Origin of the sequence: Rheinheimera soli, assembly GCF_031457405.1 — a bacterium.
GTDB lineage: Bacteria > Pseudomonadota > Gammaproteobacteria > Enterobacterales > Alteromonadaceae > Pararheinheimera > Pararheinheimera soli_A.
In genome coordinates this window covers 41,494-55,773 of the sequence record NZ_JAVDWR010000001.1, presented here as the reverse complement: position 1 = coordinate 55,773, position 14,280 = coordinate 41,494, and the positions used below count along the sequence as shown (strand labels likewise).

General features: G+C 46.8%; 10 protein-coding genes. 4 read left to right on the top strand and 6 right to left on the bottom strand.

Annotated elements, in window-relative coordinates; translation table 11 throughout:
- The first annotated feature begins 72 nt into the window (after positions 1–72).
- A complete protein-coding gene (locus J2W69_RS00245) occupies positions 73–3,138 on the top strand; it encodes a transglycosylase domain-containing protein (protein ID WP_310273399.1) in 3,066 nt (1,021 codons plus the stop codon).
- A gap of 23 nt (positions 3,139–3,161) precedes the next feature.
- Here the strand turns inward: J2W69_RS00245 and J2W69_RS00240 are convergent, their stop codons facing one another.
- From J2W69_RS00240 to J2W69_RS00225, 4 genes are all read right to left on the bottom strand, one after another.
- Complete coding sequence (locus tag J2W69_RS00240; RefSeq protein WP_310273397.1) at positions 3,162–5,582, bottom strand: putative bifunctional diguanylate cyclase/phosphodiesterase; 2,421 nt, start codon at positions 5,580–5,582, stop codon at positions 3,162–3,164.
- Positions 5,583–5,587: 5 nt separating this feature from the next.
- Positions 5,588–6,787, bottom strand: a complete 1,200-nt coding sequence (locus tag J2W69_RS00235) for a hypothetical protein (protein WP_310273395.1) — start codon at positions 6,785–6,787, stop codon at positions 5,588–5,590.
- Positions 6,747–7,160, bottom strand: a complete 414-nt coding sequence (locus J2W69_RS00230) for a substrate-binding domain-containing protein (protein ID WP_310273393.1) — start codon at positions 7,158–7,160, stop codon at positions 6,747–6,749. The genes J2W69_RS00235 and J2W69_RS00230 overlap by 41 nt, the downstream gene beginning before the upstream one ends.
- Before the next feature lie 276 nt (positions 7,161–7,436).
- Entirely contained in the window at positions 7,437–8,075 is a 639-nt protein-coding gene (locus J2W69_RS00225) for an NAD(P)-dependent oxidoreductase (protein ID WP_310273391.1), read from the bottom strand.
- Between the two features lie 99 nt (positions 8,076–8,174).
- Between J2W69_RS00225 and J2W69_RS00220 the strand changes: the two genes are divergently transcribed.
- Complete coding sequence (locus J2W69_RS00220) at positions 8,175–9,089, top strand: LysR family transcriptional regulator (RefSeq protein WP_310273389.1); 915 nt, start codon at positions 8,175–8,177, stop codon at positions 9,087–9,089.
- Between the two features lie 141 nt (positions 9,090–9,230).
- Here the strand turns inward: J2W69_RS00220 and J2W69_RS00215 are convergent, their stop codons facing one another.
- Positions 9,231–10,001 carry a substrate-binding periplasmic protein gene (locus tag J2W69_RS00215; RefSeq protein WP_405047862.1) on the bottom strand — a complete coding sequence of 257 codons (771 nt, stop codon included), beginning with the start codon at positions 9,999–10,001 and terminating at the stop codon, positions 9,231–9,233.
- Between the two features lie 168 nt (positions 10,002–10,169).
- Entirely contained in the window at positions 10,170–10,925 is a 756-nt protein-coding gene (locus J2W69_RS00210; RefSeq protein WP_310273386.1) for a type 1 glutamine amidotransferase domain-containing protein, read from the bottom strand.
- Between the two features lie 94 nt (positions 10,926–11,019).
- On the opposite strand from J2W69_RS00210, the gene J2W69_RS00205 reads away from it, so the two are divergent.
- Positions 11,020–11,934 (top strand): LysR family transcriptional regulator, encoded by a 915-nt coding sequence (locus J2W69_RS00205; protein ID WP_310273384.1) that lies wholly within the window; start codon positions 11,020–11,022, stop codon positions 11,932–11,934.
- 194 nt (positions 11,935–12,128) lie between these two features.
- Positions 12,129–14,219 carry a TonB-dependent receptor family protein gene (locus tag J2W69_RS00200; protein ID WP_310273383.1) on the top strand — a complete coding sequence of 697 codons (2,091 nt, stop codon included), beginning with the start codon at positions 12,129–12,131 and terminating at the stop codon, positions 14,217–14,219.
- The last annotated feature ends 61 nt before the right edge of the window (positions 14,220–14,280 follow it).

The window sequence follows — 14,280 nt, the reverse complement described above, 5'->3', positions numbered from 1 at the left end:
TCAGCTGCAAAGCCTGCTTATACCAGTTAAAATCGGACGAAATGGCAACTGCCTGAACTCATGGATAAGAACTTGTCATCCCCACCAGATTTTAATCAAATGCAATTTGATAACTACCGTGACGAAAGACCGTCAGAGCAAGCCGCCCCCGTCATTCAGCAGCGGCGGCGTCGTAGCCTGATCCCCTGGTTATTTATTTTGCTGCTGCTCTCTGGCGCAGCTCTGGTGACGTACGAGCTGCATACAGCCCATTACCAATCCACGGAAATCAGTGCTTATGCAAAAAAGCTGACTTATCAGCTGCAATCTGGTCCGACAGAACAGGTGTCCTACCCTATAGCCGGGCCTTTTGATCAACGTTTAGGCTATTCAAAGTTAGCCAAATTTATTCCGGCTTTAACACAGCGTAGTTTTGTGGTTGAGCAACAAGCCGCTTTTTCACCTGAACTGTTGTTTTACACTCAGTTAGGCTTTTTTCCGCCTTACCGCGAAAAAGCTCAGGGTGGATTATTAATTGGCGACTGCCGTAATGAAGAGCTGTTTTCTTTTTCTCATCCACAACGAGTGTATAAACACCCGGCTGATGTTCCTGCCGTAGTGCGTGACAGCCTGTTGTTTATCGAAAACCGAAAACTGTTAACCTCTCCTGCCCGCGCTAACCCTGCGGTCGACTGGCCCCGTTTTGTGATGGCCGCTGTGTCTCAGGTGACTAAAGTCTTAAATTTAGAAGGCCAATCTGCCGGTGGCAGTACGCTTGCGACCCAGATTGAAAAGTACCGCCATTCGCCACAAGGCTTAACCCAGGGCTTTACCGACAAGTTTTTGCAGATGGTGTCTGGTTCAGTGCGGGCTTATCGGTATGGCGCCGACACCTCGTTAACCCGGCATGAAGTGGTATTGGATTATTTAAACTCTGTACCTCTGTCCTCAGCACCGGGTTTTGGTGAAGTGCATGGTGTGGGTGATGCGTTATGGGCCTGGTTTGGCACCGACTTTAGCCGTTTTAATCAGGTATTAAATGCTGAACCTACAGAGCAAAACAAAAGCTTAAGAGGCCTGGCTTTGCGTCAGGTGATGGCACTGATGATAGCCCAGCGTCGCCCTTCGTATTATTTATTGCAAGGTCATGATGATTTAGAACAACTGACCAACAGCCATTTGCGGGTGCTGGCCAATGCAAAGGTGATAGATAAAGATCTGGCCGATTCAGCCATGTCGCAACGTTTATTGTTTAAAGGTGGTAAAGCACCGGGCATTAAACAGGATGCGCAAACTCTCAAAGGCATTAACGTCGCTCGTGGCCGTTTAGGTACCCTGCTGAATCAACAGTTATACGATTTAGACAGGCTGGATTTAACCGCCAAAGTGTCCTTGCATCATGAACTGCAACAAAAAGTCAGTCATTACCTCAATAGTCTGGCCTCCCCTGTGGTCGCGGAAAAAGTCGGCTTGTTAGGTGAAAAACTGTTAAGTGCCAGCAATACCGACAAAGTCACTTACAGTTTTACCTTGTTTGAAAAAACGCCGGGCGGTAACAGAGTAAGGGTGCAAACCGACAATACCGACCAGCCTTTTGACTTAAATGAAGGCAGCAAACTGGAACTGGGCTCCACGGCTAAACTGCGTGTGCTGACCACTTATCTGGAAATAGTGGCCGAGCTGCATGATGCTTTTATTGATGAGTTACCAGAAAATCTGTTGAACCTGGAGATAGCCCCCAACGATCATTTAACCCGCTGGGCTGCCACTTATATGGCGCATACGGCCGATCGTGATTTATCAAAAATGCTGGATGCCGCTTTACAGCGTACTTATTCGGCCTCTCCTGCCGAACGCTTTTTTACCGGCGGTGGTTTGCAGGTGTTTAACAACTTCCAGAAAAAAGAAGACAGCAGAGTTCCTACTGTACTGGAGTCGTTAAAAGAATCCATCAACCTGCCTTTTGTCCGAATTATGCGTGACATCGTCTCCTACAGCAGCAGCTACCAGACGGCTGGCAGTACCTCGTTACTGTTGAAAAACGACAAAGACCCACGTCGTGAAGAGTATTTACGCCGTTTTGCCGATAAAGAAGGTAGTTCGTTCCTGCAAAGGTTCTGGCGTAAGTACCAGAAAAAAACCGCAGAAGACCGTTTAAACACCTTTTTTGAAGGTTTAAAACAAACGCCGGATCGTTTAGCTGCAGTGCACCGTTATTTGTTGCCTGAGTCTGACTTTGCCAAATTCAGCGCCTTTTTGCAGCAACGTTTGCCTGAAGAAAACCTGACAGTCAAAGACATTGATGAGCTGTATAACAAATACGGTCCTGGTAAATTCAGTCTGATGGATCAGGGTTATATAGCCCGGGTTCACCCGCTGGAATTATGGCTGCTGAGTTTTATGCAACAAAACCCACAGGCAACCTTTAGCGAAGCCGTGAATGCTTCTGCAGAACAACGTCAACAGGTGTACCGCTGGTTATTCAGAACCTCGAACCGCAGTGCCAGGGATACGCGTATTCGCATTATGCTGGAGGTCGAAGCCTTTCTGGATATTCACCAGCGCTGGAAACGACTGGGTTATGCTTTTGATCACCTGGTGCCGTCACTGGGCACGGCCTTAGGCAGTTCAGGCGACAGACCCGCTTCTTTGGCTGAACTCATTGGTATTATTCAGAATGATGGGATGTTACTGCCGACTGTCAGAGTGGATCAGCTGCATTTTGCCGCCAATACACCTTATGAAGTGAAGCTCAAGTATCAGCCGAATGAAGCCCAACGCGTGATGAAACCTGAAGTTGCCAGAGCTCTGCGTTTTGCTTTGTCGCAAGTGGCAGACGGTGGTACAGCCCGTCGTTTACAGGGTTCCTTTACCAATACTGATGGTTCACCATTAGTCATAGGTGGTAAAACAGGCACAGGGGACAACAAAATGGCAACCCAGGTGATCCGTGGCCGCACTGTGCAGTCAACCACCATCAACCGCACTGCAACTTTTGTGTTTTATCTGGGAGAGAATCATTTCGGCACTCTGACTGCTTTTGTTCCGGGTAAGGGTGCTGAAGATTTTAGTTTCACTTCAGCCTTACCGCTGCAAGTACTCAAAGGCATGGCGCCTATACTGGGCCCTTATATCCAGCAAGGCCAGCTTTGCCGTTAAAGGCAGTGGTATAGGGGGCAGAGTCAAAGACTCTGACCCCGCCAAAATCCTTTCGGGAAATGCTCTTCTAAAAAACCTGCCAGTTCGGGTTGTGGTATGGGTCTGGCGATCAGATAGCCCTGTGCTATATCACAACCTTGCTGACGCAACAGCTCCAGTTGCTCACGCGTCTCCACCCCTTCGGCGACCACTTGAAGCTGCAGCTTTTGCACCATGGCAATGGTTGAAGCAATAATTTGAAAATCTGCGGCGTTTTCCAGCATTCCTGACAAAAAGCTTTTATCAATTTTGATGCAGTCCATCGGCATTTTTTTCAGATAACTCAAGGACGAATAGCCTGTACCAAAATCGTCGATGGCAAAATGAATGCCCATGGCTTTAATTTGCGACATGATGTTCAGCATAGTTTCTATGCTCTGTACCAAAGTACGCTCCGTCAGTTCCAGTTCAAAATAAGAGCCCTGCAACTCGTATTTATCCAGCAGCCGTTTTAGTGTTGGGATCAATTCAGGGTCAACAAACTGTTCAGCCGACAAGTTAATGGCAATACGGAAATGATGCCAGCCACTGTGCAATAAACTCAGACATTGCTGCATACATTGTTCGATAATCCAATAGCCCAATGGCACTATTTGTCTGGATTGCTCCAAAACGGGAATAAATTCATCAGGGGGTACCATACCCCTGATCGGATGACGCCAGCGGATCAGCGCTTCAAAACCATACAAAGCCCCGGTGGCTATGATCATTTGGGGTTGAAAACTAATGCTGAACTGGTTCAGTAACAAAGCTTCTTTTAAATCCTGCTCCAACAGCACGCGCTGCTGCACCCGCTGATACATATCCAGATTATAAGCCTGAGCCCCATTGCCACCATTGAGTTTCACTTCATGCATCGCTAAATCAGCCTGGCGTATCAAATCATCAGCATCTGTCGGCGTCGCCATGCTCATGGTTAAACCTATGCTGGCCGTCATGACAAAGTTTTGCTGATCAATGGTCAAAGGCTGCTGAATACGCTGCAAAATCTGACTGGCTAAACGAAAAGGCGTTTCCACATCTGTCAGTTGAGGCAGCACAAAAACAAATTCATCGCCACCAAAACGACAAAGCAAATCGTTGGTACCACAACAATCTTTGAACCGCAGCGCGACCAATTTGAGTAACTTATCGCCCTGTGCATGACCCAGACCGTCGTTAATGCGTTTAAAGTCATCCAGATCAACAAAAAGTACAGCCAGAAACTTTTTATCCGCAGCCTGACTGCTCAGCATACGGCCAAGTTGATACTGCAACATATTGCGGTTTGGCAAGGTGGTCAGTAAGTCGTACATCGCCACTTTTTCCAGCTCACTGGTATGCTGCTCTACTTTATGGTTCAGTTGCTCCAGTTCAACACTTAACTCATCGGCAGCCTGACGTAATAAATCCACTTCATCCGGCCAGGTGCTGGCATCAAACTGGCTTTGCTGGCGAAAACCTGCATATTGTTTTTGCGATAACAAAGGCAAAGCCTGACTGAGCTTTTTTAACCTCAGGCTGATGCGGCGCATGATCAGGTACACCAGCAGCACCATACCGCCAAATAAAAAGGCGGAAGTAATGAGTAACTGACGGCGATAGCCATTATTAGTGGCGACAAAATCACTGATATTGTCCACCACTGTCAGGTACACCCCTTTACTTTGCATTTCAAAAGCAGAGATCAGGTACTGTTGGCCATTGTAATGCAGCTCCAGTCCCTCACTTAAGGCCAAATCCGCTTCAAGATCAGAGACTTTCTGCAACAAGGCATTCACTAACTGCGGATTGGAACTGGATATCAGCTCACGGTTGATTTTCCCCGTTGCAGTTCTGCCGGCCCGGATCAAGGCCACATCAGAATTTAAGCTTTGGTGCAGTGCCGATAAAATGTCGACCAGCGTTGTGGTGACTGTCATTACAGCCACTTCACCAGAGCTGTTCAGCACAGGCAAACTAAGCTGTTTGACACAAAACTGTACACATAAATTGATAGTCGACGGGCTTTGTTTTTTCAGTACCTCTTGCACCAGAGTGGGAGAAAAATAAGGGGTCTGTTGACCACTGCTAAACAGCAGCTTCATCCCGCTATCATGCAACCAGATTTGCTCTATATTCAGATGCAACTGCATATTGGCACTTTGTTCGGCCAAACGCTGAATAAAAGCTGAAAAATCAGGTTGTTGGCTTAACTGCACCAGATCAGAAAAACTCTCCAGCCACACCCGCAGTTGCTGCTCTATCATGCTATTTTGTTGCAGATACTGCTGCCGTGCCGACTCACGTTTTACCTGCTGCTGCCGATCAAACTCCTCACTCATCCGCATCAGGCCCAGGCTGGTTTGCAGTACTGTCATACAAAGCAAAGCGCTGATGGTAGCCAGCAAAATTTTCCAGGGTAAACTGAACACAAAAGGCCGCATAAAGCTTAAAACCAATACATAAGTTGCATGGCCCACATTTGCCAGTATTCTGATTTGTTATGCTGCAGATCCGGCATTACAGGGTAAGCTAAACGTGCCGTACCCTTCACCCAATGGTGCTCCATAGTTAAACGCAGATTGTCTTTAAAATCATAAGTTAATCCGAAAGTTACATCATCCTGATAACCAAAATAAGCCGGTACCATACCGCCTGTGCTTTGCGAAAACTTAACCCCACTGCGATCATCTTTGTCCAAATCAAAGCTATCCAGACTCAACAAAGCCCAGGTACGGGGCATCAGATTGTAGCGGCCCTGAACATACCAGCCCTGACTAAAAGTGTTGCGTTTAAAACCAGGCACATAAAAATCACTGATATCGAGCCGCTCCTGCACCCATTCACCACTCAGCTCCCAGTATTCAGCAGCGTAACGGCCATTCAGCATCACTCGTTGTACTGTCATGGCGCCATCGCTGTATAAATCCAGTTCGGCTTTTTTGTAACTAAAATCTGAGTCGAGTAAAGAAAGGCCCAGCTGCCAGGCGGATTGATCAGGTCGCCAAAATACACTGGCCTGATGCACATAGTCCTGCTTAGCGTCGCCCTGGGCCAGGGTACTCAACAGGATCTGGCTTTGTTCTTTACTTAAGTTAGTGGCTCCCCAGCTCCAGTTCAGTTCAATTTCACCTATGGCTGTGTCGTGAGTGGTTTTTAACGCCAGGCCATCACTACCAACGGCAATATCGCGGAAGGAATCAAAATACACAGATTGAGGCAACACTATGGCATTGCGGGTAAAAGGCACATCACGGGTTGCAGAATACAGCCAATGCTGGTTCTTAAAGCGGCCGACAAACATATTCAGCCGCCAGTCAAAATCGCTGTACAGAGTCCAGTCTAAAAACAAATAATCCAGTCGGGTGCCTTTGGTATAACGGCGGCCGCCGTCCAGATACACCACCTGCCCTGCCAGTCGCAGTTTATCCGACAAAGCCCATGACATATTTACACCTATGTCCGTTAGCTCAGCCGAAATACTGTCATCCAGATTGACAAAATTAGTTTCTGGCGCCTGAATAAGGCCCTGTGAAATAAAACCATGCCATTGCAGTTCATCTGCCGGCAACTGCAATGAACAGCCCAGTAGCAGTAAAAGACACAGCTTACTGCGTAACATGAATGACTTTAAGCTTGGATAGTTCATCTGAATTCTCAATATAACCTATAGCCCCTTCGGTATTTGCGACCACTTCACGCATTTGTTGCTCTGAAGCCAGCACCACTGGGGCTGAACCTAAACCTGAATACGTAATTTTTTGCCAGATCCTGTCCAGCTGATAGGGAAACATTTGTAGTTTTTCTTTGGCAAAACTCTGGTGTATCGGATTTTTTGCAGACAATACAAAAACTCTGATGGTTGTACCATCAGGCCAGTTTTGTTGCCGCATAGAATAAATGGCGCGCAGCTGAGTGACTGTCAACTGGTCCATAGCTACGGCAGGATGAGTTACGACTTCGGTAGCAAAGGCAGAGCATGCCCAAAGCGCTAAGCCAGCAACGACAAACTTGATATTCACGTTTATGTGATTCCTCACTATATACCCTGGTCGTTGCACAACCTTTGGGTACAGGTAGTAAATGGCGGCAAGGGAGTTTGTGAAAAGTGCCGCCATGAAGTCTGGATTGTCCGCGCTCAGTATAGTAGCAGTGGTTGAAATTGTATTGTGGTGAAGAAAAAAAAGTAGTGTTTTCAGTGAAGTGAAGATGGTTCAGCTAACAAAACTCCAGCCTTTAAAACTATGCCTGAAGAGATGAGGTGTCAGAACAAAGGAGCCCAACCGGGCTCCTTCCACTTAGTAGGCCACGCAAAAACGTTGATTGCTGTGCAGGTTTTGTTCTGCTTCGTCCAGCATAGCAACTGCATAGTCCGCTACAGATATACGGCTTTTGCCTTCAGTGTCAGTGAGCAGTTGATCCTGGCCTAAGCGGAAACGACCTGTTTTGCCACCAGGAAAAATATCTGCTGCAGGTGATAAGTAACTCCAGTGTTGCTGATTTTGTGCTTTGAGTAATTGCAAAGCCTGATAGGCCCCCTGAGCTGTGCCCAGATAAGCAGCAGGGAAATCCGGACTATTGAGTAAAATTTGGCCCGGAGCATACTCCAGCGAAGCTGCCCCCCCTACCACCAGTAAACGTGGCACTTGTGCCTTGATACTGGCCGCTAAAATCGACTGAAAACCTTGCAGGTAATACGAGGCTACATCGGCTTCTTTATGGCCACTAAAAGCACTGATCACCAGTTCAGCCTCAGCAAGAGCCAAAGTTAAAGCCTGAGTATCCAGCACGTCCACTTTGTTTGTTGTTAACCCATCAGCAGCTTCTATGCGTTCAGGACGACTGACAAGGGCTGTCACCTGATGGCCCCTGCTCAAGGCTTCTGCTGTTAAAGCTGAACCAATAAAACCTGAAGCACCAATAATAGCTATGTTCATACCATCTTCTCCGTTTGAGTGAATGGCCGCTATTATCCCGGCTGGGATTGATTTGAAAAACATGTCAATACATAATTCACTGTTACTAATTGAATAACAATGAAACTTATGCAGCTGTCAGACATTGATTTAAACGCCGTGCCCGTTTTTCTGGTCTTGGCGCAGGAACGCAGTTTTACCGCTGCGGCTGAACGAATGGGCTGCACTAAAACCAAAGTCAGTCTGCAAATTAAAGCGCTGGAGTCCAGACTTGGTATCGCCTTATTTCGCCGCACTACCCGTCTGGTTAGCCTGACTCAGGCCGGAGAGCAGTTATACCAGCATGTTTTACCTTTAATGCAGCAATTAGCTCAGCAATTGACAGAGGTACAAAGCTCTGAACACAACCTGAGCGGCACTTTAGTGATCAGTGCTCCTGAGGATTACACTCAGCAAATACTGGTGCCCGCCATACAGGCATTCCGTCAGCAGCACCCGGCTTTGGCTTTTGAATTAAAAAGCAGTGATCAGATCAAAGACTTAGTCAAAGAAGGTATAGATTTATCCATCAGAGCTGGCTGGTTAAAAGACTCCAGCCAAAAAGCTATTTCATTGGGCCATTTTGAACAATGGTTAGTCGCCTCTCCTGCTTATCTGCAGCAACATGGCGTGCCACAGCATCCATCAGAATTACCACAGCATCACTTTATCTGTTTTACTTTATTGGCCTCTGCTTTGCACTGGAGTTTCAGTCAACAGCAAGAGCTGCTGCAGATACAAATGCGCAGCCAAATCAAAGCGGGTTCCACAGCATCCGTCACCGCTTTAATCAAAGCAGGTGCAGGATTGGGTGTGATCACTGGTTACAGCGCCAGGCATTTGATCCAACAAGGAGAATTAGTCAGGGTTTTACCTCAATGGCAACTGCCAAAAGGCGGCATCTACGCCGTCTATCCGCCAGGCCATTTCCGTCCGGCTAAAGTAAGAGTCTTTGTTGAGTTTCTGAAAGACTGGTTACTACAGATGACGTTTTAGCGAATAAAAAAGGGTCCGTGAAGGACCCTGAAATCACCAGGAACAGTGATGCATGCAACAAGTTTAAGCCCGTTCAGCATGCCGCTTAGGCTTTGCAAAAATGTGACAACAGGGCGAAGCTTTGATGAAATTGAATATAAATCAGGGTTTTACCATAGCGTGCTGAATTTGGTATTTGGCTAACAACAGTTGCCACTCCTGATCGGCAGGCATCTGCTGGATCACCTGCTGTAAAAACTGATGCAACTGTGGATCGGTTTTACTGACCATAAAGCCGCGTTGGATCAGATCATGAGGTGTGTTGGCGACATAAAAATGCCGGGCTTGTTCACCATGGCTAAATTTATAAGACAAAGTGGAAGAGCTGATTATAGTAAAATCACCACGCCCTAACCTGAGCATATCCAGCACATAATCTTCCTGTAAGGTATCTACCCGCTCCAGAATGCCGGACGCAACAATCTCATCTATACCTTTGTATTTATAACCTTGTGAACCAATAAAGATTTTACCTGTTAAATCAGCCAGGTCCTGATCCCGCACTGGTTTTCTGGCATCAGAGACAAACACATCCTTGTCATGCAGAAAAGGAGCAGTAAACAGCATTTTATCAGCCAGAGGCTTAAACCAGGCAGGCTGAACCCCAACCACTACATCGGCAAAAGGTTCTGCCAATAACACATCCAATCGTTTTCTTGGCATTAACTCAGTTTTAAACTGGTATTTGTCTGTCTTGTGGTTTAAATAAAAGGCCAAATCAAAATACAAACCCCGTTGCTCCCCCCAATCAATCACATAAGGGGCTTTCAGATGATAAGTCAGCAATAACACCTGCTGTTTTGGCGCTGCATGGCCATTCGTCAGACAGCTAAAACTCAATAAGAAAAGGCAAAATCGCAACCACATAATCACAAACTCAAAAACTCATTGGCTTGAGAGTAGATAATTTTTACATGCAGAGCCAGCTCCGACAACTGAGGGAGCTCAAATTTTTGATGACCCACTGTGATTCAGAACAAAAAACAGCATAGCCACAGTTGCGTGCCAAACTGTAGCTATGCTGGCAATACAGGATGCAGACTAGTTAGCCGTTAATAATTTGACTAAAGCCGCACCTACAGCAGTCGCTGATTGTGGATTCTGCCCTGTCACCACACGCTGATCCACCACCACTTTGCTTTGCCAGTTATCCGCAGCGTTATAGCTGGCCCCACGTTTTACCAGTTCATTCTGCAAAGAAAATGGCACCACCTGAGTCAGTTTGATTTGCTCTTCTTCACTATTGCTAAAACCTGTCACTTCTTTACCTGAAATCAGATAACTGCCATCAGTCAGTGTGATATTCAATAAAGCGGCAGGACCATGACAGACAGCCGCCACTATGCCATTGTTCTGATAGAGGGTTGCCGCAAATTGCTGCAACACCTGATCTTGCGGGAAGTCCCACATAGTGCCGTGACCACCGGCAAAGAGTACGGCCTGGTAATCCGCAGCTTTTAAATCCGCCAACTTCAATGTTTGCTGTAATTTATTGCTGTGTATGTTGTCGGCCATAAACCACTGATTAACTTGATCAGCCTCAGCCAGACTGCGTTCGTCTACTGGCGCCTTACCTCCGGCAATGCTGGCAATATCTACTTCGATACCAGCCTTGATCAGCTCGTGGTAAGGATGTGTTACTTCACCTAACCAATAGCCTGTTTTTTCGCCGATATTGCCCATTTGGCTGTGGCTGGTCACGACAATCAATACTTTGTCGGCTGCCATAGCTAAAGAACTGCTTAGCGTCAGGGCTACTGCCAGCCCCAGTTGTACAACGCGTTTTGAGAATTGCATCTGTCACCTCTGTGTTGTGGATTTGATGGTGCTTAGTGTGCAGCACGGCTAAACTACATAGAAGTGAATTGATTTAATAATAGCTATTCAAATTATGAATATAAAAAATAAAGATCTGAATTTATTACTGCTGTTTAAAGTCTTGTACGAAGAGCTGAATGTCAGCGCCGCAGCAACCCGGTTAAATCTGAGCCAGCCTGCACTCAGCCATAAACTGAATAAGCTGCGTCACGAATTTGCCGACCCCCTCTTTGTGCGCGCTGCACGGGGTTTAACTGCAACTCCTAAAGCCATCAGTTTGTCAGCAGAGATATTGCAGCTGGTGTCCTCACTGGAAGGTTTTTATCAGCATCAGAGTGGCGCAGATTTTTTAAATCAGCCCGACCGGCTGGTGATATACAGCACAGACTATATAGAAAGTGTATTAGTGCCTGATTTGCTGGCGCTGTTAGCTGAGCAGGCCCCCAGAGTTCAACTGGTGATGCGACACACGCAGGGAGTTTTACCTAAACAGCAGTTGGAACGCGGCGATTGTGATCTGGCCATTGCTGGCTTTTACCGCGATTTGCCAGAGAGTTTTTATCAGCAAAAACTGCAGACTGAAGACTTTGTCGTACTGATGCGTCGCCAACATCCATTGGCTGAACAGCAACTGGATCTGGAACAGTACTGCCAGGCCAGACATCTGGTTACTACATTGACAGGAGATTTGGATGGATTGGTGGATCAGGAATTAGCTAAATCAGCATTGCAGCGCCATGTCTGTGCCGGAGTTTCTGGCTTTTTATCACCTGCCCATATAGTTCACAGCAATGATGTACTGTTAACCTGCCTGAAATCATTGGCAGATAACGCAGTACAAGCGAACTCAAATTTAGTGATCAAAGCCTGTCCTGTTTCATTACCACAAGTACAAATCAGCCAGATCTGGCATTCCAGAACTCAGGATGATCCGCTGAGACGCTGGTTGCGCCAGCATATTCATCAGCTGTTACATAATCCAGCCTGATGCATCAAGCTAAATTGATTAAACAATAAGAATGATTCCGCATACAGAACACAATTGACAATAATTACCATTCATAGTTAAATTAGCGCCCACTGATACAGCCAGTCAGGTGAGTGGTGTTGAACTTGTTATCAACTCCGCCTGTATAAAACACCTCGATGGTTTGAACGCTGACTTTATATAAGGAACCCAGGATGTCTACGATGTTTTTCACGCTCAACTTTCGCCCGTCCCGCTTAGCTCTGGCTGTTGCTGTGGCTGCCACTGGTTATGCCGGCAGCAGCAGTGCAGAAGAAACTGCTGAGGCAAAAAAATCTGTGATGCCTGCTATGGAAGTGGTGAAAGTGGTAGGTCAAAAAGAAGACCATCGTTTTAACGCTACAGGTTCAGTCAATCTGGTGGAGCTGGAAGAAATTCAGCGGGTACAACCTCTGTCAACAGAAGATGTATTGCGCCGCATCCCTGGCATTAATATCAAAAGTGAAGAAGAAACTTCTGTCATAGCCAACTTTGGTATTCGTGGTTTATCTGCCAGCGAATCCAAATCTTTATTACTCGAAGATGGCGTACCAGTGGCTCCTGGTTTATTTATCGGTAACGACCGCTACTTTAACCCTCGTATTCAACGGGTAGAACGGGTTGAAGTACTCAAAGGTTCATCCTCATTGCGTTATGGCCCTTCCACTATAGGCGGTGTGGTCAATTATCAAACCAAAACGCCGGATGATGGCGTTGAGCTGTCGGCCCGCGCTGGTTCTTTTAATATGAAAGAGGTGGGCATTGAAGCAGGCAACAAAAATGCCGCTGGTGATGCCTTTGCCGGTATTGTCGCTACCCATGCAACCAGCGATGGCTTTATGGACAAAGGCTACACCATGAACGATGTGATGGCCAAAGCTGGTGTTGAGTTTGCCAATAACCAGAAATTAGGGGTCAAACTGTCCTGGTACGAAAATGATGTCAATATGTCGTACCGCGGTTTATTGCTAAATGACTACAAAGCTGGCGCTGACTACAACCCGGCTCCGGATGATGATTTTCTGGCTGACCGCGTGGCTTTTGATATCAACCACGAATGGCAACTGAGTGACACCGCTACTTTAAAAACATTGGTGTACTGGAGTGATGTCACCCGTGATTACTGGCGTTATGCGGTGGATACCAATGCGTCAGTTGCTGCAGGTCGTTGGGTCTATACGGATAACCTGACCGGCAATAACAGATCCTTTGAGCGCACAGGTGCAGAAAGCCGTTTAACGCTTGAGCAGCCGTTGTTTGGCCTTGAGGCCAGCACAGAGTTTGGTTTGCGTTTGATGCATGAAAAATCAAATGATTTACGTATCAACACCACACGTGCAGCTGACCGTACCGGCACTATTGCAGGTCACTTACAGGACAGTGCTGACAGCGTCGCTGGTTATGTGCAAAGCCGTATAGTGCTGAGCGAAAAGCTGGCGTTAACACCGGGTTTGCGTATTGAATCTTATCAGCAAGAACGCTTGAATCTGCAAAGCAACGCCCTTGCCAAAACCTCTAATACCGAATATTTACCTGGTGTTGGTTTAACTTATGAGTTAACTGATGCTGCACAGCTTTACGCTGGTGTATACCGGGCTTTCTCTCCAGCTTCTAACAGTTTGGCCCTGGATGGTCTGACCGATCAGCAATTGGATGGTGAACGTTCTGTCAATTATGAAGTGGGTGTACGTGGTGTCGCGGGCTCCACCAGTTACGAAGTGGCTGCTTTTATCATGGACTTCAGCAATCAGGTAGTGACTGGTAACAGTAATACAGGCACCCCCTCCTCTAATGCCGGTGAAACCAGCCACTACGGTATGGAATTTAGTGTAAGCCAGCCGCTGATGGCAGGTCTGAACCTGGATGCCAACGCCACCTGGGTACCTGAATCCGAGTTTGAAGCAGGCACAAATCAAGGCAATCGTATTCCTTATGCCCCAAAAATACTGGCTAATTTAGGCCTGAACTACCAGTTGGAACAATTAAACCTGTCTCTGAACCTGCATCACCGCGGTGAACAGTTTGGTAATGAAGCCAATACTATTGCTATTGAGCATCCGGCCGGCAAACCAAACGATATTTGGGGTGGTTTATTACCAGCTTATACAGTGGTTGATTTACTGAGTCAGTATCAAATCAGTGATAACCTGACAGTCTCAGGTTCGGTCAAAAACCTGACCGACAAACGCTATATCAGCGGCCTGCGTCAGGGTATTTATGTAGGACCGGAACGTTCTTTTGAAATTGGTGCCCGTTACCGTTTCTGATAGGCCCTTGCGATAAATGCAGCGACCCCGAGGCTACAGCATGATTCAACCTAACATGCTG

What these genes read in the sequence shown, in the direction of transcription:
- J2W69_RS00220 (WP_310273389.1), top strand. Translation starts at nt 8,175, where the DNA reads ATGAAACTTATGCAGCTGTCAGACATTGATTTAAACGCCGTGCCCGTT.
- J2W69_RS00210 (WP_310273386.1), bottom strand. Translation starts at nt 10,925, where the DNA reads ATGCAATTCTCAAAACGCGTTGTACAACTGGGGCTGGCAGTAGCCCTG.
- J2W69_RS00200 (WP_310273383.1), top strand. Translation starts at nt 12,129, where the DNA reads ATGTCTACGATGTTTTTCACGCTCAACTTTCGCCCGTCCCGCTTAGCT.
- J2W69_RS00240 (WP_310273397.1), bottom strand. Translation starts at nt 5,582, where the DNA reads ATGCGGCCTTTTGTGTTCAGTTTACCCTGGAAAATTTTGCTGGCTACC.
- J2W69_RS00235 (WP_310273395.1), bottom strand. Translation starts at nt 6,787, where the DNA reads ATGAACTATCCAAGCTTAAAGTCATTCATGTTACGCAGTAAGCTGTGT.
- J2W69_RS00205 (WP_310273384.1), top strand. Translation starts at nt 11,020, where the DNA reads ATGAATATAAAAAATAAAGATCTGAATTTATTACTGCTGTTTAAAGTC.
- J2W69_RS00225 (WP_310273391.1), bottom strand. Translation starts at nt 8,075, where the DNA reads ATGAACATAGCTATTATTGGTGCTTCAGGTTTTATTGGTTCAGCTTTA.